General features: G+C 41.7%; 13 protein-coding genes and 3 tRNA genes. 8 read left to right on the forward strand and 8 right to left on the reverse strand.

The genetic code is table 11. From position 1 onward, the window contains the following. Positions 1-678, reverse strand: coding sequence for a response regulator transcription factor (locus tag NXR94_RS04865; protein WP_258103460.1), 678 nt, complete (start codon positions 676-678; stop codon positions 1-3). Positions 679-723: 45 nt separating this feature from the next. Then, positions 724-1812 carry a UDP-N-acetylmuramate dehydrogenase gene (gene murB / locus NXR94_RS04870; RefSeq protein ID WP_308706257.1) on the reverse strand — a complete coding sequence of 363 codons (1089 nt, stop codon included), beginning with the start codon at positions 1810-1812 and terminating at the stop codon, positions 724-726. 225 nt (positions 1813-2037) lie between these two features. On the opposite strand from murB, the gene rpsA reads away from it, so the two are divergent. The 3 genes from rpsA to NXR94_RS04885 all read left to right on the forward strand — a co-directional run bounded on the left by rpsA (position 2038) and on the right by NXR94_RS04885 (position 5194). After that, positions 2038-4002 carry a 30S ribosomal protein S1 gene (rpsA, locus tag NXR94_RS04875; RefSeq protein ID WP_258103461.1) on the forward strand — a complete coding sequence of 655 codons (1965 nt, stop codon included), beginning with the start codon at positions 2038-2040 and terminating at the stop codon, positions 4000-4002. A gap of 70 nt (positions 4003-4072) precedes the next feature. Then, positions 4073-4143: transfer RNA gene (locus NXR94_RS04880), tRNA-Cys, on the forward strand. 190 nt (positions 4144-4333) lie between these two features. After that, positions 4334-5194: a DUF6089 family protein gene (locus tag NXR94_RS04885; protein WP_258103462.1), complete on the forward strand. Its 861-nt coding sequence runs from the start codon at positions 4334-4336 to the stop codon at positions 5192-5194. On the opposite strand, the gene NXR94_RS04890 is transcribed toward NXR94_RS04885, so the two are convergent. After that, the gene (locus tag NXR94_RS04890; protein WP_258103463.1) at positions 5183-5776 is read right to left on the reverse strand and encodes a sugar transferase; all 594 of its coding nucleotides are present in this window, start codon (positions 5774-5776) and stop codon (positions 5183-5185) included. The two genes, NXR94_RS04885 and NXR94_RS04890, sit on opposite strands and share 12 nt — an antisense overlap. A gap of 127 nt (positions 5777-5903) precedes the next feature. On the opposite strand from NXR94_RS04890, the gene NXR94_RS04895 reads away from it, so the two are divergent. Together NXR94_RS04895 and NXR94_RS04900 are read left to right on the forward strand one after the other, a co-directional pair. Next, positions 5904-8321: a penicillin acylase family protein gene (locus NXR94_RS04895; RefSeq protein WP_258103464.1), complete on the forward strand. Its 2418-nt coding sequence runs from the start codon at positions 5904-5906 to the stop codon at positions 8319-8321. After that, positions 8318-8689 (forward strand): hypothetical protein, encoded by a 372-nt coding sequence (locus NXR94_RS04900; RefSeq protein ID WP_258103465.1) that lies wholly within the window; start codon positions 8318-8320, stop codon positions 8687-8689. The genes NXR94_RS04895 and NXR94_RS04900 overlap by 4 nt, the downstream gene beginning before the upstream one ends. Positions 8690-8698: 9 nt before the next feature. Here the strand turns inward: NXR94_RS04900 and NXR94_RS04905 are convergent, their stop codons facing one another. Next, positions 8699-9157, reverse strand: coding sequence for a helix-turn-helix domain-containing protein (locus NXR94_RS04905; protein ID WP_258103466.1), 459 nt, complete (start codon positions 9155-9157; stop codon positions 8699-8701). Between the two features lie 442 nt (positions 9158-9599). On the opposite strand from NXR94_RS04905, the gene NXR94_RS04910 reads away from it, so the two are divergent. After that, complete coding sequence (locus tag NXR94_RS04910) at positions 9600-13640, forward strand: hypothetical protein (RefSeq protein ID WP_258103467.1); 4041 nt, start codon at positions 9600-9602, stop codon at positions 13638-13640. Here the strand turns inward: NXR94_RS04910 and NXR94_RS04915 are convergent, their stop codons facing one another. From NXR94_RS04915 to NXR94_RS17170, 3 genes are all read right to left on the reverse strand, one after another. Continuing rightward, positions 13641-14216, reverse strand: coding sequence for a hypothetical protein (locus NXR94_RS04915; RefSeq protein WP_258103468.1), 576 nt, complete (start codon positions 14214-14216; stop codon positions 13641-13643). A 73-nt stretch (positions 14217-14289) separates the two neighbouring features. Further along, positions 14290-16695, reverse strand: a complete 2406-nt coding sequence (locus tag NXR94_RS04920) for a TonB-dependent receptor (protein WP_258103469.1) — start codon at positions 16693-16695, stop codon at positions 14290-14292. Between the two features lie 13 nt (positions 16696-16708). Further along, positions 16709-17125, reverse strand: coding sequence for a Fur family transcriptional regulator (locus tag NXR94_RS17170; RefSeq protein WP_374987995.1), 417 nt, complete (start codon positions 17123-17125; stop codon positions 16709-16711). A gap of 136 nt (positions 17126-17261) precedes the next feature. On the opposite strand from NXR94_RS17170, the gene NXR94_RS04930 reads away from it, so the two are divergent. Both NXR94_RS04930 and NXR94_RS04935 read left to right on the forward strand, forming a co-directional pair. After that, positions 17262-17336, forward strand: a tRNA-Pro gene (locus tag NXR94_RS04930). Between the two features lie 463 nt (positions 17337-17799). Beyond that, positions 17800-17874, forward strand: a tRNA-Pro gene (locus NXR94_RS04935). A 119-nt stretch (positions 17875-17993) separates the two neighbouring features. Here NXR94_RS04935 and NXR94_RS04940 read toward each other — a convergent pair. Further along, positions 17994-19592, reverse strand: coding sequence for a sulfatase (locus NXR94_RS04940; protein ID WP_258103471.1), 1599 nt, complete (start codon positions 19590-19592; stop codon positions 17994-17996).

Genomic DNA, 19592 nt, shown 5'->3' on the forward strand with positions numbered 1-19592 from the left:
TTACTCCTTTTTGAATTTATAGCCCAGACCATAAACCGTATGAATGTAATCCTCACCTCCCGCTGCGGTGATCTTTTTTCTTATGTTTTTGATATGCTGATAAACAAAATCAAAAGAATCTGCCGCATCCATATAGTCCCCCCATAGATGTTCGGCAATGGCCTGTTTAGTCAAAACCCGGTTTTGATTGACTACGAAATAATGAATAAGATCAAATTCTTTAGGAGTCAGATCCAGCACTTGGTCGTTCACCCGGACCTCGAACGTTTCAGCGCTAATAACGATCTCTTCAAATACTACCTTGGTTTCGCCTTGTTGATTTCTACGCCGAAATATCGCCTTCAACCTCGAATTCAGTTCTGCCAGGTGGAAAGGTTTTGGAAGGTAATCATCGGCTCCAAGGTCCAGTCCACTAATCTTATCATCAAGAGCGTTTTTAGCTGAAATAATAAGCACTCCCATGTCCGGCCAATTGCCCTTAATCGTTTTGAGTAAGTCCAGACCATTCCCATCAGGAAGCATAAGGTCCAGTGCAATCAGGTCATATTTATAGCCATACAACTTCTCGCTGGCGCTTCTATAGTTTAGTGCCACTTCACATACATACCCTTCCCTGGATAAGTATGCTTTGATATTATCACTCAGTGATGGATTATCTTCTATGATCAGGAGTTTCATCAGGTTCAAAAATAGGGCTTGTTTCTGATGAAATTTTGAGCGGAACTAAATGACGTTCACTTCAGGATCAAGATTGATCCCGTATTTCTTGAATACCGAATTCTGAATATCCTTCGACAAATGAACAAGGTCCCTACCTTTTCCATTGCCATGGTTCACCAGTACCAATGCTTGTTTTTCATGTACGCCAACCTCACCAAAGCGCTTGCCTTTCCATCCACATTGATCAATCAACCACGCGGCAGGAACCTTCGTGCTTTCCTCGTCGGCAGGGTAGCCCGGTATATCATCAAAGGCCGCTTTCAACGATTCAAAATGTTCATTTTCAATGACCGGATTTTTAAAGAAGCTTCCGGCATTGCCGATGACCATAGGATCAGGGAGTTTGGATTGTCGAATATCAATCACTGCCTGGCTAACACTTTTCAAGCTCAACTCCTCCACTCCCATTTCCTCCAGCTTTTGCTTCAGGTTACCATACTCTATGTTGAACGTCGGCTTTTTCGAAAGTCTCAGATATACCCTTGTGATCGCGTATTTTCCTTTCTGTGCTCCTTTAAAAACACTATAGCGATAACCGAACTTGCAGTCTTCATTGTAAAACCGAACAATCTTTCCTGTTTTAACCTCGTAAGCCTCCAACGAATGAAAGACCTCTTTGAGCTCTACTCCATACGCCCCAATATTTTGAATTGGAGCTGCGCCTACTGTTCCCGGGATTAAAGAAAGGTTTTCGACTCCCCCTAGTCCCTGATCGATGGCCCACAGCACACATTGATGCCAGTTCTCTCCGGCCCCAAAACTCACGATCACGGAGTCGCTCGAATCTTCTTCTACTTTAATACCACTAATCTCCATTTTTAGAATAATTCCTAAAAAATTACGGGTAAAAAGCACATTCGATCCTCCACCCAGTATCAGCTTTTTTAGTCGCTTATATTGTTGAGACTCGTAGATTTCCGACAAATCATTGACATCGGTAATTCGCATCAAATAATCCGACTTAACATCTAACCGAAAGGTATTGTAGGCTTTTAAGCTGGCATGGCGTTCTTCTAGCAAGACTATAGTAGTTAGTTGAGGAGTATCTCCGCCAAAAGTAGTCAGAGAATTAAATTTGCTGTCTGAGTTCACAAAAAATAACGTTAGCAATTACTCATATTGCCATTGAAGGGTTTCCCCTGCTCAAAACCCTTTATAAAAATGAATTCAGCTCATTATTTAATCAATATTATCACTAACTTTGCGCCTCCATTCGAGTGAATGGGTTGTTTGGGTTCAACCATTCAACAATGTTTAACAAAAACGCTCGTACTGTAGACTCGCAGTTGGTAGTGTATAATTAGAGTCACAATTATTATGGCAGAAGAAGAAAAAAAAGAGGTTCAGGAGACAACTGAAAACACTGAAGCTCAAGCACAAGAAGTTGCAGTAGAAGAAACTCCTGTAGCTCCGGCCACTCCAGAAAAAACTGACGTATGGGACACCTCATCTGACGATGGTTTTGGTGAAGAATACTCAGAAGCAGACAGAAAGAAAATGGAAGAGCTTTATGCCTCTACCATGAATTCAATCACAGAGAAAGAAGTAATGACCGGTACCATCGTAGGTATCACTGACAGAGATGTTATTGTAAACATCGGCTTCAAATCAGACGGATTGGTAGCCCTTTCAGAATTCAGGGATCTTCCTGACTTGAAAAAAGGCGACGAAATCGAGGTGTACGTTGAAGAGCAGGAAAATGCTAACGGACAGCTTGTACTTTCTAGAAGAAAAGCAAAAATCGTTAAGGCATGGGAGAACATCCAGGGTGCTCTTGACAATGATAGTGTGATCGAAGGTTTGGTTAAGAGAAGAACCAAAGGTGGTTTGATCGTAGATATCTACGGTGTTGAAGCCTTCCTTCCCGGATCACAAATTGACGTTAAGCCTATCAGAGACTTTGATGTATTTGTAGGTAAGAAAATGGAAGTGAAAGTTGTGAAAATCAACTACACTAACGATAACGTTGTAGTTTCTCACAAAGTCCTTATCGAGAAAGACATTGAGAAACAAAAAGCTGAAATCCTTAACAACCTTGAAAAAGGACAGGTACTAGAAGGTGTGATCAAGAACATGACCAACTTCGGTGTATTCATCGACTTGGGTGGTGTTGATGGTCTACTTCACATCACTGACATCTCCTGGGGTAGAATCAACCACCCTGAGGAAGTGCTTAAGCTAGATGAGAAAGTGAACGTTGTAGTACTTGACTTTGACGATGATAAGAAGAGAATTTCTTTGGGTATGAAGCAATTGACTGCTCACCCTTGGGATTCACTTGACGCTGGTATCGAGATAGGATCTAAAGTAAAAGGTAAGATCGTAAATGTTGCTGATTATGGTGCATTCCTTGAGATCATCCCTGGTGTTGAAGGTCTTATCCACGTATCTGAAATGTCATGGTCTCAGCACCTAAGAAATCCTCAGGATTTCATGAATGTAGGTGATGAGCTTGAAGCAGTTGTTTTGACTATCGACAGAGAAGAAAGAAAAATGTCTCTAGGTATCAAGCAATTGACTGAAGATCCATGGACTAAGCAAGATCTATTAACTAAATACGCTGTTGGAACCAAGCATACTGGTATCGTTAGAAACCTTACCAACTTCGGTCTATTCATCGAATTGGAAGAAGGTATCGACGGATTGGTACACGTTTCTGATCTTAGCTGGACTAAAAAGGTTAAACACCCATCTGAATTTGTGAAAGTTGGTGAAAACCTTGAGGTAGTAGTTCAGGAACTAGACGTTGATAACAGACGTTTGGCACTTAGCCACAAGCATCTTGAAGAAAACCCTTGGGATACTTTCGAAACTGTATTCACAAGAGGTTCTGTTCACAAGTGTACTGTAATCTCTAAGAACGATAAAGGAGCATTCCTAGAACTTCCTTACGGTCTTGAAGGTCAGGTAAGCTCTAAAAATCTTCAAAAAGAAGATGAGTCTTACGCGAGTGAAGGTGAAACACTAGACTTCAAAGTGCTTGAGTTCTCAAAAGACGACAAGAGAATCGTTCTTTCTCACACTTCTATCTGGAAAGAGGGTGCAGAGCAGCCAGTTGAGCCAGCTCCTAAGAAGAAAGCTGGAGCAAAAGGTGGCAACACACTTGCTAAAATCAACAAAGAGTCAGAGAAATCAACTCTAGGTGATATCGAAGCACTTTCTGCTCTAAAAGAGCAAATGGAGGAAGCAGCTACTAAGCCAGCCGCTAAAAAAGCGACTAAAAAGAAAGCTGAAGAAGCTCCAAAAGAAGAAGAAAAAGGAGAAGAGACTTCTGAAGATTAAATATTTGAAAAACAGGGAAGCATTCGCTTCCCTGTTTTCTAAACTTCGCATAAGTTTGCGATCCTAAAATGGTTCCATGGCCGAGTGGCTAGGCAGAGGTCTGCAAAACCTTTTACGGCGGTTCGAATCCGCCTGGAACCTCTAAACACACAAAACCCCGATTTCTGACAGAAATCGGGGTTTTTACTTTCTGAACGTTGATGCGACAACCTCGTTTTTCAAGTATTGTTACAAATTGCATCGTTTGAGAATACTCATCTGCCCGGAACCTCCAACTAAACCTAACGAGCACTATTTGAAAGCTTGTAAGGTTTAGTTATTTTGAGCCCTTATGAAAAACATTCGGCTGTTCATTTGCTTTACTCTGTTGTCATCCTCGCTGATGGCCCAGGACTTTCTGTCATGGCAGCTTAACGACCGATACTTTTCCTTGCATATTGGAACTGGCTCCGCTACATACTTTGGAGACCTCAAGCACGATAGCCACATTCGTAAAGCGGCCTCTAACCTCAATTTCGGACTTGAGACTCGTCTACTGAGTAAAGTCTCTGCACGTGCTCAGGTTGCTTATTTTGGACTGAAAGGTACAGATGCTAAAGCAAAGGACAGCACCTATGCTCGCCAGCGAAATCTTTCCTTCAACGGCAACAACTGGGAGATCAGCCTACAGGGAGTCTATTATATTTTTAACTATTCGGGGGACTACTATCGAAGAAAAGGCGCTGAACCTTATCTCTTCGCAGGAGTAGGAGCTAGCCACTTTAACCCTAAAACCAGCATTTCGGAGCAAACCATAGCTCTTGCAGAATTACAGACTGAAGGTGTAGACTATAGTCAATGGGCCCTTTCATTTCCTGTAGGGATGGGTGTTAAGCTGAGACTTAATACGTTCATGAACCTAAACGCAGAGGTTAGTTATCACTTTACCACATCAGATTACCTGGATGATGTATCCCGGCGCTACCCTTCCGCATACCCTGACCTGACCACTGAGTTGGTATCGAATAGAAAAGATGAAATACCTGTGATCAACCAGGACGCTTACGACAACATATTAATTGAAGGTGGTCGCAGAGGTAACCCAAAAACAAAGGACTCCTACCTGTTCATCAACTTTCAGCTAGAATTTTATTTACCCCCGGATCTACTGAGTGGCAATGGCCCTCTATTCAAAAAAGGTTCAGGCGGCTGACCTGCTTTCATGCCCCACTTTCCGATCATGTCCATCAGCCTGATCAAATCGAAGCATCTGGACAAATGTCTTCATTAGTATTTTCACATCTAAAGCAAATGAAAGCTGATCAACATACTCCAGATCCAAATCAACCTTCGCTTCCAGTGACAATTCATTTCTCCCATTGACCTGCGCCCACCCTGTTATCCCAGGCAGCACCTGATGCCTCCTTTGTGCACGTTCATCATATGCTTCGAGATACTCCATCAGCAGTGGCCTCGGACCAATGAAACTCATATGACCGGCGAGGATATTAATTAACTGGGGTAATTCATCTAGTGAACAATTTCTGAGAAACTGCCCATAACGAGAAATCTCACTTGTTTTCGGATGAATCGTACATAGCTTCAATAGTAAAAAGGGCTTGCTATTCTTTCCTGGTCTCTGATGAATAAACAGCCCCGGCAGTCCGATGAAATAATTGATCGCCAGCAAAAGCACCAGTAACGGCCAAAACAGCACCAGCCCTAACAACGCAAAAAAACGGTCGATTAACGGTTTCCAAAACCGAACATAAACTGATCCGGGTGACTGGTTCATTGATCAAATGTACTATGGCCATTTCTATTTAGCCAGATAATGGAAAATACGCAGAATAATTTGCAAATTGTGGCTGCATTCACCTGCCTACCGAGAAAGTATAAAAAGCGGACACTGAACACCTTTAATGAAGACGATTAGATTCCTTATTCTGTTAGCTATCACCTTAGCCGTGGCTATCAGTCTTAATTCCAAATTCGGAGAAACTCCTCCTCTCGCAAAGCTTCTGAGCCCATTTGAAGGATACCTGCAAAACATTGAATCTACCTACTCTATTAATGAGTCACTGAATATTGATGGGCTTTCCGAATCAGTTAAAGTCCAATTTGACGATCTTCAAATCCCGCATATCTATGCTAAGAACAATCACGACCTCTACTTCACTCAAGGTTACCTGACTGCACGAGATCGACTTTGGCAAATGGACATCTTTGCTCGAATGACTTTGGGAAGATTATCAGAAGTCCTTGGTGAACGAGCACTTAATTTCGATAGACTTAACCGACGGATCGGACTAAAGAAAATCACCCATGATCTATGGTCAACGGTCCAAAAGGACGAGGAGCTCAGAGAAATGATCGTGGCCTATTCGGATGGCGTCAATGCTTATATTGATCAGCTCTCCTACGCTAAATATCCAATCGAATTTAAACTGCTTGACTATGAACCTGAGAAGTGGTCTCCGCTCAAATCGTGCATGGCTTATGCCATGCTTTGCAATACGCTCAGCAGAAGTGAATCCGATTTAGAAAATACCAACCTCTTAAAAGTGCTGGGCAAAAAAGATTTTGACCTGCTGTTTCCGGATCAGCTCGGTAATCTTGACCCCATCATTCCTACAGGAACTAAATGGGATTTTGATCCGGCACAAACATTCAGTTCCACTGTTCGTAATCCGATGGCCTCCATTGAAAAGACCATCGATAAACCAAGCCCATTGTACGGCAGTAACAACTTTGTCGCATCAGGTCAAAAAACAACAAACGGCAACGTACTTTTTGCCAATGAAACAGACCTAAAACTAGATCAGCCTTCGATCTGGCATGCCGCGCATCTAAACGCTGATGGCATCAATACAATGGGGGTTACGGTACCCGGAACTCCGGTTATTCTGATAGGTTTCAATGACTCACTCGTCTGGGGCCTAACGAATAGCCCAAGAGATCAGGTCGACTGGTATACTGTTCAGTTCAAAAATGATGAAAGAAAGGAGTACTGGTACAACAATCAGTGGTTTAAAACTGAGCAGGTTATTGAAAAAATTAAGATCAGGGGTTCAGACCCTTTTATGGACACGGTCGTCTATGTGCATCATGGCCCGGTAGTGTATGACCGAAATTTCTACTCCAATCATGGAAAGCTTAACTGTGCCATGCGATGGGTGGCTCATTTAGAAGGAAACTCTTACAGAACACTCTATAACATCAACCGCTCTCAAAGTGCCGCAGATTTTAAGAATGCCCTAAAAACCTTTCAGGGTCCTCCTAACAACATTTTAATTGGGACAGCTCAAGGAGATATTGGCATTTATCTGCCTGGAAAATTTCCAATCAAATCCAGAGGTGCGGGTAAATTTCTCATGGATGGCTCCTCACCTTCACAGGAATTTTCAACAATGATTCCTTTCGAACACATGCTGCAATATGAGAATCCGGAAAAAGGCTTTTTAAGCTCCGCCAACCAACATCCTGCAGATTCCACCTACCCCTATTATTATTATGATCATCATTATGAATTCTATCGCAATAGAAGGGTAAACGACCGACTCGAAAAACTTGGTCAGGTAGATGTGAAAGACTTTAAGAAGCTACAAAACGATAACTACAACTATCACGCTTCAGAAATTCTCCCTACGCTGTTGGACAGCCTGGATACCACCACATTCACTCCGAGACACTGGAGTTATTACCAGGCACTTTCAAAGTGGGATTACTTCAATGAAGCTGAATTGAAAGCCCCTTCTATGTATAAGTTGTGGTGGGACATACTTTATCGCAATACATGGGACGAATTGGATACGATTACCTCTGCGATTACTTATCCCGACAAGTTTATTGCTTCGTACCTTATCAAAAATCAACCTGACCTAAAATACTTCAACCGGCTATCAACCCCTCAAGAGGAGAACGCCTCCGATCTTATCAAAATATCGTTCGATCAGGCAGTAGATTCGCTGGAGGCATGGGATGAGGCAAACGAAACTGATTTTGTTTGGTACCTGGTAAAGGGAACAGAAATCAATCACCTGCTTCAATTAGACCCTTTCTCCTTTAAGAATGTGAAAATTGGTGGAGGCAAAAGCATCGTCAATGCGGCGAGTAAATTTGCCGGCCCTTCGTGGCGAATGATTGTGGATATGGGACCTGATGGTCCGGAAGCCTGGGGAATTTATCCTGGAAGCCAATCCGGAAACCCCGGAAACGAATCCTATGGAGGCATGATCAATGATTGGGCTGCCGGTAAGTATTACAAGCTCACCTTCGGACCGCAGGTAAAAGATTCTAAAAACATTAAGCAAACAGTCACCTTACTACCAAAGAGATGAAGTTATTGATCAGAATATTACTCATTGCTGTGCTGACCTATTTATTGTCAATATATCTGCCCTGGTGGATTCTGATGGTGGTTTCTTTCATCGTTGGATTCCTTATTCACGGATCTGGTGTAAGCACCTTTGTAAGTGGCTTTTTGGGAGCGGGTTTGGTTTGGATCTCATATGCCGCTATCCTGGATTATCAATCCAACTCAGACTTCACTCAGAAAATGATTGAACTCTTCCCTGTAGACAATGGCATTTATCTTTTGATCATATCAGGTGCTATCGGCGGGATTTGTGGAGGATTGGCGGCAGCCTCAGGAAATAGCTTTAAGTACCTGTTTGTTAAGAAACAAGCGAAAAGCATCTACCACTAAAAAAAGAGATTAAAGATCGATTGAGAGCTTCTTACGGATCACATCAAGAATCTGATCCTGCTTCTCATAGAGAGAAATTATCTTATAACGCTGCTCAACATTTTCCTCGATGAGTTTTGAACAAAGCTCCTCTATCTCATCAATGGCCGGATGTTCGCCAAAATCCTCTCGAAGTTGGGCTGCCAGGGTTTCCAGTCTGTTTTCTATCAGAACATATCCCGGCTGAACTTCCGCAGGAATCTCTACTCCGTCCTTCCATAAATCACCTTCGCCATTCAACAACCAATTGGCATTGATTCCATGATATGCCAATAATATTTTCTGAAGAACATCGTAGCTCGGCTTGCTTCTTCTCCCCTTAACAATGTTGTAAATGACTGTCCCTTTCACTCCTATCGCATCTGCAAATGAATTCGGATTCAATTGTAGTGTCGTAATAAGTTCCGAAATTCTGTCATTTATTTCCATCAACAACTATTAAGGTTCAAATATAGGACGATTTAGAAAAAGAAAGGGTTACATGATGCAACCCTCCCTCATTAAGAACCAGCTATGGAAAATAGATACTCTCTATTCCGTTACAATGATACTATCATTTGATAGTTTTTCAAAATTTTTAAGTGTCAATTTTATATCATTTGATATTACGTAGAAATCAAAGCACTTTAATGTTCCGTTACTAACAACAAAAACACATTCATTATCAGACAGTTAAGAACAAAAGTAAAAGAATCACTGAAAGTGATATTATTTTCGCCTTCAAACGAAAAAGTCATCTCTGATTATTAGAAATAATATTTCTAAATTCAAATTTCAAAACTCACCACCTATCAAAACACGAAAGAAATCATATACCTGGATCATCCTGACCACAGCTTTCACTGTGGTAATCACAGGCTTAATCGTGTTTTTGTCTCAGTATGGAACGAGATTGGTTGAAATGCTTATCAAGGAGCAAATCGCCCAAAAAAGCAAGAATGGATACCTTGTAGATTTCAATGAACTCAATCTTCAACTGCTGGCTAAGCATATTCACATTAGTGAGTTGCATATCCACCGAGATTCTACGACTTTATTAGATACAACTACAAATTATGACATTCATATTCCGAGAATCGAAATTGGTTTCGGATCTGTTTGGAACCTTTACTTTGATCGTGACCTGAAAATAACCGGTATTAAAATCTACGACCCCAAAATTGGGATAAATAAAACCAATTCAAAAGGTCAGAGATCTACCCTTTCAATTGAGACAGGATCTTTATATGAAGGCATTTCTGATTATCTAAGGTCGTTCAGCATACAAGATTTCGAAATTGACAATGCTACCATTCGTTATCAAAAGCCAAGTAATGACTTTAGTGTTCAGGTAGATCAAATTGACTTCCTGATCAAAAACTTCCAGCTTGATAGTGCTTCGTCTGTAAGCGACAGCTCTAAGTTCCTATATACAGATAAGATTGAGTTGATCATTACCGATCAAACCTTCAACCTGGGGGACAGTATTCATAATATATCATTTGATGAATTTCATATCTCTACAGGAACAGGTGACGTCCTTTTCAAGAACTTAAGCCTTAATCCGAAAAAAGGGATAGACATTAAAGAATTAGATACCTACTATGATATAGACATTCCGGAATTCAACTTTAGAGGACTGGACTTTGGAAGTGCTTATTCAAATAATGCGCTCCTACTGGATTCTGTTAGAGTACTTAGTCCGACAGTTAAAGTCTTTAAGTCGGGTAAAGAAGCAAAACTCGAGGATAAGGAAGAGCTCAATCTCATGAAACTATCCACAGTACTTTTTTCTGACATTAAAGTTCAGCGTCTTTATGTGGATAAAGCAACCCTATTTCTGGACCTTCCCGACAAGCAACATCTTGCCAGCTATCGTGGAAAGGAGATCAACCTGCGTCTAGATAATCTACATATCGACTCTACCCACTCCTCCCTCTCTGACCTCGCCAATATTTATAAATACATGTATCTGGATGGGAATGAACTCTTCGCTCACATAATCGACAGCTCGCATACGGTTAAGATCAATCATTTCGAGTATTCAAATAAAACGTCCAGTGCAAACCTTGCCGGATTGGCTGTTACCCCGGTTGGCAGATCCTCCGATATTGAAATCAACTTTCAAATAGATAGTTTGAGAGTGCTGGAAATGGCAACCATGGATGAGCTGATCAATGGTAACATTATGGCCAAAACACTGGAGATCGTGAAACCAATTACCAATATTGATATCAGAAACAAATCAATGGGAACCGGTAAGGGGTTGGGTTTTTTAAGAAACATCAACATAGAAGAACTCAGATATATTGATGGAAATATTCGTTTGCATGATGGTATAACCTCACTTTTAGTTAATCACGCCTCAGCCAGTCTTTCCAAAATTGACTACCAGACTGCTGACTCCATAGGTTTCTACTTCAGCAACCTTACCGAAAACGCACACATCACCCTCAAGGACCTTAACCTTTCTTCTGATAAAATTGATCTGGACCTGCACAGACTAGACCTAATTGACTGGAAAACACTACATGCTGCCAATATTTCTATGCAATCCAAAGAAATGGATGAGCCATTTACATTTGGAAAGGTAAGTGTCACCGAATTTGATCTTGATCACTTCTTGCGAAATGAACTTCTGGCATTCGATACATTGATCATTGACCAGCCAAATATTGCCATACATCCTCACGAAAAATCAGAATCCGATAGAAAAAAATTAGTTCACTGGGCTCATCACACGGAATTTAGGGAGGTGAAATTCACTAATGGCATGCTCACCCACCATTCTCCTGATGGAAAGGTATTGGCCCATATGTACAACTTCGACGCTGAACTGTCCCACTTTCATTACGATTCCATTCAGGATGAATATTTCACTACCATAGGATACCGAAGTGATTCACTGTACATGTTTTTACCGAAAATCAACCACCAACTGACCGGGTACGAACTATCCATTTCTATCAAAGACAGCACACTGGATATCAAGCAACTGGAATTGATCTCCCTTTCAGACACCTCCTCCAACCAAATCAATGTCAGCAGTCATGAATTTAAGCTTAGGCAGATCAATTTTCATCATTTGATCAATGAAAAACAGCTCCATTTCTACACGGGGTACGTACTTACCCCAAAAGCGAATATCAAGTTGTATCAGAAGGCAAAGAAGCCAACAAACCTGGAGAAAGACCTCCTCAAGTTTGGATCACTAAATGTTTCCAATGGATCTATTCACTTCGAAAACCACATTAAGAATCGAAGCTTAATGACTGATGTCAGGCATCTCAATCTGCTCATTGCCAATTTTGATCTGGGGAAAGATTCTACCATTTTTTCTGCGAAGAATTACCTGGCTGACGTTAGGGACCTTTCCATTAGACATTATGGAAAGGAAGACTCGGTTAATATCAAATCTGCCCTTATCAACACGAAAGAAGGGGATATCAAAATCCAAAACATTTCCCTCAATCCAACCAGCCATTCGTCCCTTGATATTCCGGAAATCAGAATTTCAGGCTTAGATCCGGAGATACTCGCACACGAGAAACGCCTGGTAATGGATTCCTTAATCATTAGGAATCCGTCAGCAGATTTGGACTTGAGAAAGCAACCTGACCAACAAGACGAAAATACTAACCCTGGCATCCCTTCGATCACCTCAAAGTATTTCTTACTGGATCACGGACGTTTTTCTGTGACCAAACAAGGGCTTAATCACGCACAACCACTGTCCATTGGAGACATTGTATTTGCAGTCGATGATCTCTCGATCGATTCTACCACTACCATGAGCAGCCTACCGGAACTACTCCCAAGTAGTTCTTTATCTACCAGCCAGATCGCGATTACTACCCCTGACAGCCTTTACGAGTTCAGGGTAGCAGGTATTGACTACGATGGTGAAACAAATGAATTTATCATACACAATATCCTACTCGACCCGCTTTATAGTCGTTCTCAGTTCCAACGCCATATTACCTATCAAAAGGATTGGTTGGACTTACACATCGATGAAATTCGGCTCAAGAATATGGATCAGAGGAAAATGATTGAAGAGGATTATCTCGAGCTTGAGGAAATTGAAATCGTTAATTTAAACCTGGATACTCACAGGGATAAACGCCTTCCTATTGAGCCAGATGTTCAGCGTCCATTACCTCAGGAAATGCTCATGAACATTGACCAACCCTTTTTCATCAATAAAGTCAGGATCAAAAACGGATTTGTATCGCACTCTGAATTTTCCGAGAGCGGTACACGGCCCGGAAATATTTTCTTTAGGGACATTGATGCCGAATTAAAGAATATTTCGAATGACCGTAACCGTTTGGCCTTGAATAGCATCATGACGTTTAATTCTCGAGGGGTAATGATGAATACGGGAAATTTTGATGTTACCGTCGACTTCGACCTACTTGATGCAGGGCAGTTCTTTTTCTTTCAGGGCACTCTAAACGATATGGACCTCACGGAGTTGAACAGGTTACTTGAGCATACAGCTTTCGTTCGAATAAGGGATGGATACAATAAGCATGTCACTTTCAACTTTGAAGCCAATGAGGATTATGCGATTGGCGATATGAAGTTCTACTATGACGATCTCAAGATACGGGTACTCAATCCTGATGATGAGGGTAACAAAGGACATGGCGCATCCATCAAATCCTTCTTTGCCAACACTTTCGTCGTCAGTAAGAAAAACCCTCACCTCCTATTTGTACGTGAAGGTGATATTTTCCATCATCGAGACGGAAGCAAAGCTATTTTCAATTATTGGGCTAAAGCGCTACTCAGTGGTGTGGTTAGCAGCATTGGTGCTAAGAACAACAAAAAGGAGATCAAAAAGCTTAATGATGACTTCAAGGCCGAACTCGACCGAAAACGTAGTGAAACAATCATTAAAGCTAATCGCAGACCAATACCTGAATAATCAGTCGGCAATTTCAATCACCCATTGTATATCTACCTCAGACTCACCATCCTGTATGTTGCTTACCGCCGATTTCAATCCTGGCTGATGCTTTAGGACAACTCTAAAAATGCCACTATTAGCAGCCCCGGTCGTCCATTCCGTATTTAATCCCAGGGGTAATCCACCATCATCGGCATCAAGGTAATTGATAGGATGAGATCGGTCATCAATATTTCCATCGCCTCCGGGACTTGTGAAAAAATCGGTTGTGAACCCAAAAAACAAAAGATGTTCATCCGCCTCAGCTTTGATCTCTTCAGTAATGATTTCCTGATTTACACTGTTCTCCAGTTCAATTGTAAGCGAATAGTCAGTATTTGAAATTAATCGAATCGTATCAACCACCTCCAGATTTCCAAAACCCACACCATCGGGATCAATCGCACTTGCAGTTACTGTTTGTGAGTCACTTTTGAACGTTAGAATGACATCAGTTATGATCTCTTCCTCATTCTCAATAATCGGTTCATCATTATCTGAGCAAGAGTAAAATAAAATGCAGGTAAGGGCGACAATGGGCCAGAATTTAGACATCTATGAATCCTTTTTTTTGAAGATGCAATATTATTGCATTTATACTACATTCAAAATTGTGGAATGATAAATATTAAAGTTTCCATTTCAAGGATAGCGTAAGGTTCCTACCCATTTCATCAGCAAAATACCGCATGCGATCCGTGTAATTTCGATAAGAAATATCGAGTACATTCGCTACCACGAACGAAACATGAAGTTTGCCAAAAACCATTTTATACCCAAGGTCCATTAAAAAATAGCCTTTAGGGGGACTCATTAAATCAAAGGCACTATTATCGCTCGAAAACAGATTTTCACCATTAGCATCCGCCTCCAAAATCTGATCTACTGAAATCACTCGTGGAGCCAACCATTGATGAAAATAATACCTCCCCTTCAGGGTTAACCTGGTCAAATCTCCAAAAGGCAAATCTGGTTCTATAAACAATGAATAGTTTATCTGAGCAGGTGGCGTACCCACAAAATAGCTACCACCTTGCCCCATATTACGTGCGTAGACATAGCTTGCTGACGCCTGACTGGAAAGCAACTCATTATGGTCCAATTTTGCCTCAGCGTCAAATCCAGTGAAGAATGCATTGTCCTGATCATAAATAAAGTATGGAAACGCCCCTCTCACGGTTTGAGTGACCCCTGCGGACCTGGTGTAGATGTAGTTAGCTATGTAGTTAGTATAAACAGTAAATGAATATTGTAATCGTTCCCCGGTTACCTCTATGGAAGAAATCCATTTATACCCTGACTCTGGATTCACCCTTTTTTCTTGATTGGTTAACGCCTCTTCAGCAATCAATGGCTGACCCGTTTCATCAATAGAATAGGTCCAAAAACCGTAATCAAATGCGGACTGGTGCCTGCCAAAGCTGTACAGCTCTGCCATATTAGGCGGCCTCCATGAACTTCCCAGGTTCATTCTCCAAATTACACGCTGCGAAACCTGGTTTTTAAAACCAAAACTGGCAGTCAAATTATGATAAGATAGCTCCTGAGAATATCTCCTGGCCTGGAACACACCTCGTGCAGATGTATGGTGATAGTCATAACGCAATCCGGCCTCTATGGTCATTCGGTCCCTTTCCCAACTTTCAATGGCAAACACGCCCAGTCGCTGATAATTGTAATTAGGAATAAACTGCGCAGTTCTCGTCCCCGGTATATTATCATTATCCTGGTACTGCCATTGCAAGCCTGCCTGACCATTTAAGCGTCCTATTCGAGGGTGGACCCAATCCAGGTCCAAAGACTGCGATGCAAGCTGTAAATCGATGTTAGGAGTCGGGCTGGATGTCCCTTTTCTCAAATCGTACTCCTGTCTATGATTAACCTGGTAAGCATACCTGGCATTCAATAAATGACCTCCCAATCGGTAGCCGCCCTCGGCCTGAAAAATCTGATGGTCCACCCACTGGTAGGGCTGACGAAGGCCGTATGAAAAAGATCTTGTTTCATGAGGTGGCTCGCTCGTTAGTGCCAATTGAAGATCTGTTAGATTACCGTTGACAGACCCCTTCAGGAGGCCCAGTTTCTGATTGAACCTGGAATATCGACATGTCAGGTCAAATTTCCCCTCATGCCAACGTAGAGCCCCTGAGTATCCAAATTCTTCTTTGCCAGTATTAGTCAGGTTGTAAGCCGGTGTATGTAGATCTCCTTGTTTGGTTGCCGACCCCTGAAGATACATGGCCATGTGCCTTAATCCCTTTTGCAAAGCTATTTCTCCATGACCTGCCCCGCCATTACTACTCGCACTGGTCAATACATGACCTTCCCATGGAGCACTTAAGTCCAGTTGCGGAGGATTGATCAACAATACTCCTCCAAGTGCATCAGGTCCATATTTAACAGTGGCAGCTCCTTTTACTACTTCCAAATTATCCACCTGGGCCGGATCTATTTCAGGCGCATGCTCTACACCCCAATTCTGAAACTCATGGCGCACTCCATCATTGATGATCAAAATTCGATTGCTATGTAACCCATGAATTACCGGCTTTACAATGTTTTGACCGGAAGATAAAGTTGTCACACCGGAAAGTTCCGATACCAATTGTCCCAGATTACCCGACCTCTTAGCATCCAGTTCTTTTATATCCAAAGATGAACTACTGGTGGAGTTCATAAACGCTTCCTCCTTCCCTTCGATAACCACGCTCTCCAACAATACGCCCTCCTCTGCCAGGTAAATATTTGGAATCTCGTGATATGGGTCGTGATGATGGATGACAGCTTTATATCCCAGGTAAGAAAACTCAAGGTCAAGCTCCTCATTGCACCTGGTACTAAATTCAAAGAAACCCTCAGTATTGGTATTGGCCCCTCGATTTTCTCCTACCACCCGAACACTCGCCAGGGGCAATGGCTCCTTAGTCGTAATATCATATACATAACCACTCACCGCCTGGCGGCATGAGTCCTGAACCTGAGCTTCAACAACCCATGTCAGAAGAATTCCCAAAATGATAAATAAACCTCTCAAGAATCTATCTGAATTATGAATTGCAGCTTTTACAAATTCCGTTAATAATTAATTCAGTATTCCGGATCGTATACCCCGGAATTGAAACTGTGGGTACGTGGTGATCAGGTAGGCATTCGATTTGGCCACACCGGATGCATTTAAAGTGGACGTGATCATGAGTATGGTCCTTAGGGTTGCAGGTTTCATGGCATAAGCCATAACGCGCAAATCCGCTGTCATCAGGAATACTATGTATGATTCCACTATCGGTGAATGAGTTAATCGTACGATAAAGGGTTACGCGATCGTACTGGCCAAACTGTGTCTCTAATGCTCGTGTGGAGATGGCATGTTCTGATTGAATGAAGAAATCCAGCACGTCTAAACGACAGTCTGTAATCCTTAAATCATGCTGTTTCAGTATGCCTTTTAGCACATTTAATTCCATGATTACAAAGGTAGTACTTATGCAACTTTATTGCATGAAATAATTTTTTAGAAAATCTCTAAAGGGGGTCTTTTATTAATTAGAAAAAATTCTACATTTGCACTCCGTTTCAGACAGATGTCTGGGGGAAATTGTTCGGGGCGTAGCACAGTCCGGTTAGTGTACCTGGTTTGGGACCAGGGGGTCGCAGGTTCGAATCCTGCCGCCCCGACAAGAGAAAAGCCTGAAGACAAAGTCTTCGGGCTTTTTCTTTTTACAGCGATTCAAGCTTGATTGAGTGAGCGAGTAAAAAGAAAAAGTGCCATGTAAAGGCAGACTTTTCTCGGAATTTTCGAAAGAATGGATCGAAAGAATATATTATCTTCTTGTGACCGGGGTCGCAGCACTAGCCATGCGCGTTCAATCCTGCCGCCCCGACAAGAGAAAAGCCTGAAGACAAAGTCTTCGGGCTTTTTCTTTTTACAGCGATTCAAGCTTGATTGAGTGAGCGAGTAAAAAGAAAAAGTGCCATGTAAAGGCAGACTTTTCTCGGAATTTTCGAAAGAATGAATCACTATAAAGTAATCCTACCGCCTTAACAATACTTCCCCTTTTAGGCACCTTCTTTTATCACCACTTATGCTAATTCAGATATGGATATCTCACCAGTTTTAGAGAGATTTGTTTTGAGCTTACGGGGTGTGGCTCAGTCCGGTTAGAGTACCCGCTTAGGGTGCGGGAGGTCGCTGGTTCGAATCCAGTCACCCCGACTTTTAAATCCCTAGATCATTCAAAGCCCTCTAAAATTAATTTTTAGAGGGTTTTTAGTTTCTACCAACCACCAAAACATTCAACTTTTACCATAACTATGGTGCATGATTTAATGGCCTTATCCTGAAATATTACCAAAATCTTTATCTGTTATCTCCCTGAAATATTCCAAAGATCCATAATCTCCGTATTCGGCCTGCCGTTTAAGGAGCTTCATTTTTAGATTATCCAAAATCCCAGAATACTCAGGTTGACCGCTCAGGTTATTCAATTCATGGGGATCATTTTCCAAATCATAAAGCTCCCACACGTCCACGTTGTAATAGAAGTGAATCAGTTTATAGCGATCGGTTCGAATTCCATAATGTGGCTGAACATGATGCCAGGTTGGAAATTCATAATAATGGTAGTACATTGACTGATCCCATTCTTCCGAGGTATCGCCGGCAATGCGAGATTTGAAGCTATTTCCTTGCACATCTGATGGTACTTCCAGCCTTGCCAAATCCAATAATGTAGGAGCAAAATCAATGTTTGAGATAACATCATTGTTTACAATTGGCTCCTTAACAATTTGTGGATATCTCATAAGGAATGGCATCCGTAAGGATTCCTCATACATAAAACGCTTGTCAAACCAACCGTGATCACCAAGATAAAACCCCTGGTCGGAAGTGTAAATAACAATGGTATTTTCAGATAAACCATTTTCATCGAGATAATCAAGCACACGTCCCACATTATCGTCAACAGATTTTACGCAAGCCAGGTAATCCTTGATATATCGCTGATATTTCCATTTTCTGGCCTCCTCAACGGACATGGAGTCATGTGGCAACCAGCCCTCTCCAAAACCTCGTCTATTACCCCAGTCTACCCATTTTTCCATTTCAGATGTACTCAAACCTTCAGGAGGCGTCATCTTCATGTCCTTTTTATTGAAAAAGTCCATGGTCATGTCGGTATCACCGGCAGTTTGCTCACGGCCTTGATAATCATCTTCGAATGTTGGCGGATAAGGCATTTCAATACCGTTAAATAGATCTACGTACTTTTCCTCGGGATACCAGTTTCTGTGAGGCGCTTTATATTGAAGCATCATCAGGAATGGCTTTGTATCCTTATCAAAACCTTCAAGCCAGTCAATAGCGAAATCGGTAGTGAGGGTTGTTGCATATCCTTTTTCAATTACTTTTTGGCCATTTTCATTATAAACAGGATCATAATAATACCCCTGTTGTGTTGCGTTATCATGGTATTTGAAATAATCAAAACCTGCCGGTTGCGTTCCTAAATGCCATTTTCCAAATAAGGCCGTAGTATATCCATTCTCCTGAAAGACTGGTGGGAATGTCCATTGAGAAGAATCAAATTTTCCTCCACCTTCATTTTTATAATAGCCATTCCTGTGACTGTATTTCCCTGTAAGGATGGTTGCTCTGCTGGGACCGCAAATGGAATTGGTGCAAAAAACATTATTGAACCTGATTCCCTCATTGGCTATACGATCTATATTTGGTGTCTGAAGGTATTCATCATAAATACCTCCATATGCAGTAATTGCATGAGCCGCATGATCATCGCTCATAATAAAAAGGATGTTTGGCTTTTTGATTGGTTCGCCTTGGCTAACCCCACATTTGTTAAATACAAAAACCAACATCACTATCGCACCCAGGCCAATCACCCTGCGCATGTGATTATATATCTTTCTCAT

This window comes from Marinoscillum sp. MHG1-6 (assembly GCF_024714475.1).
Taxonomy (GTDB): Bacteria; Bacteroidota; Bacteroidia; order Cytophagales; family Cyclobacteriaceae; genus JAMZMI01.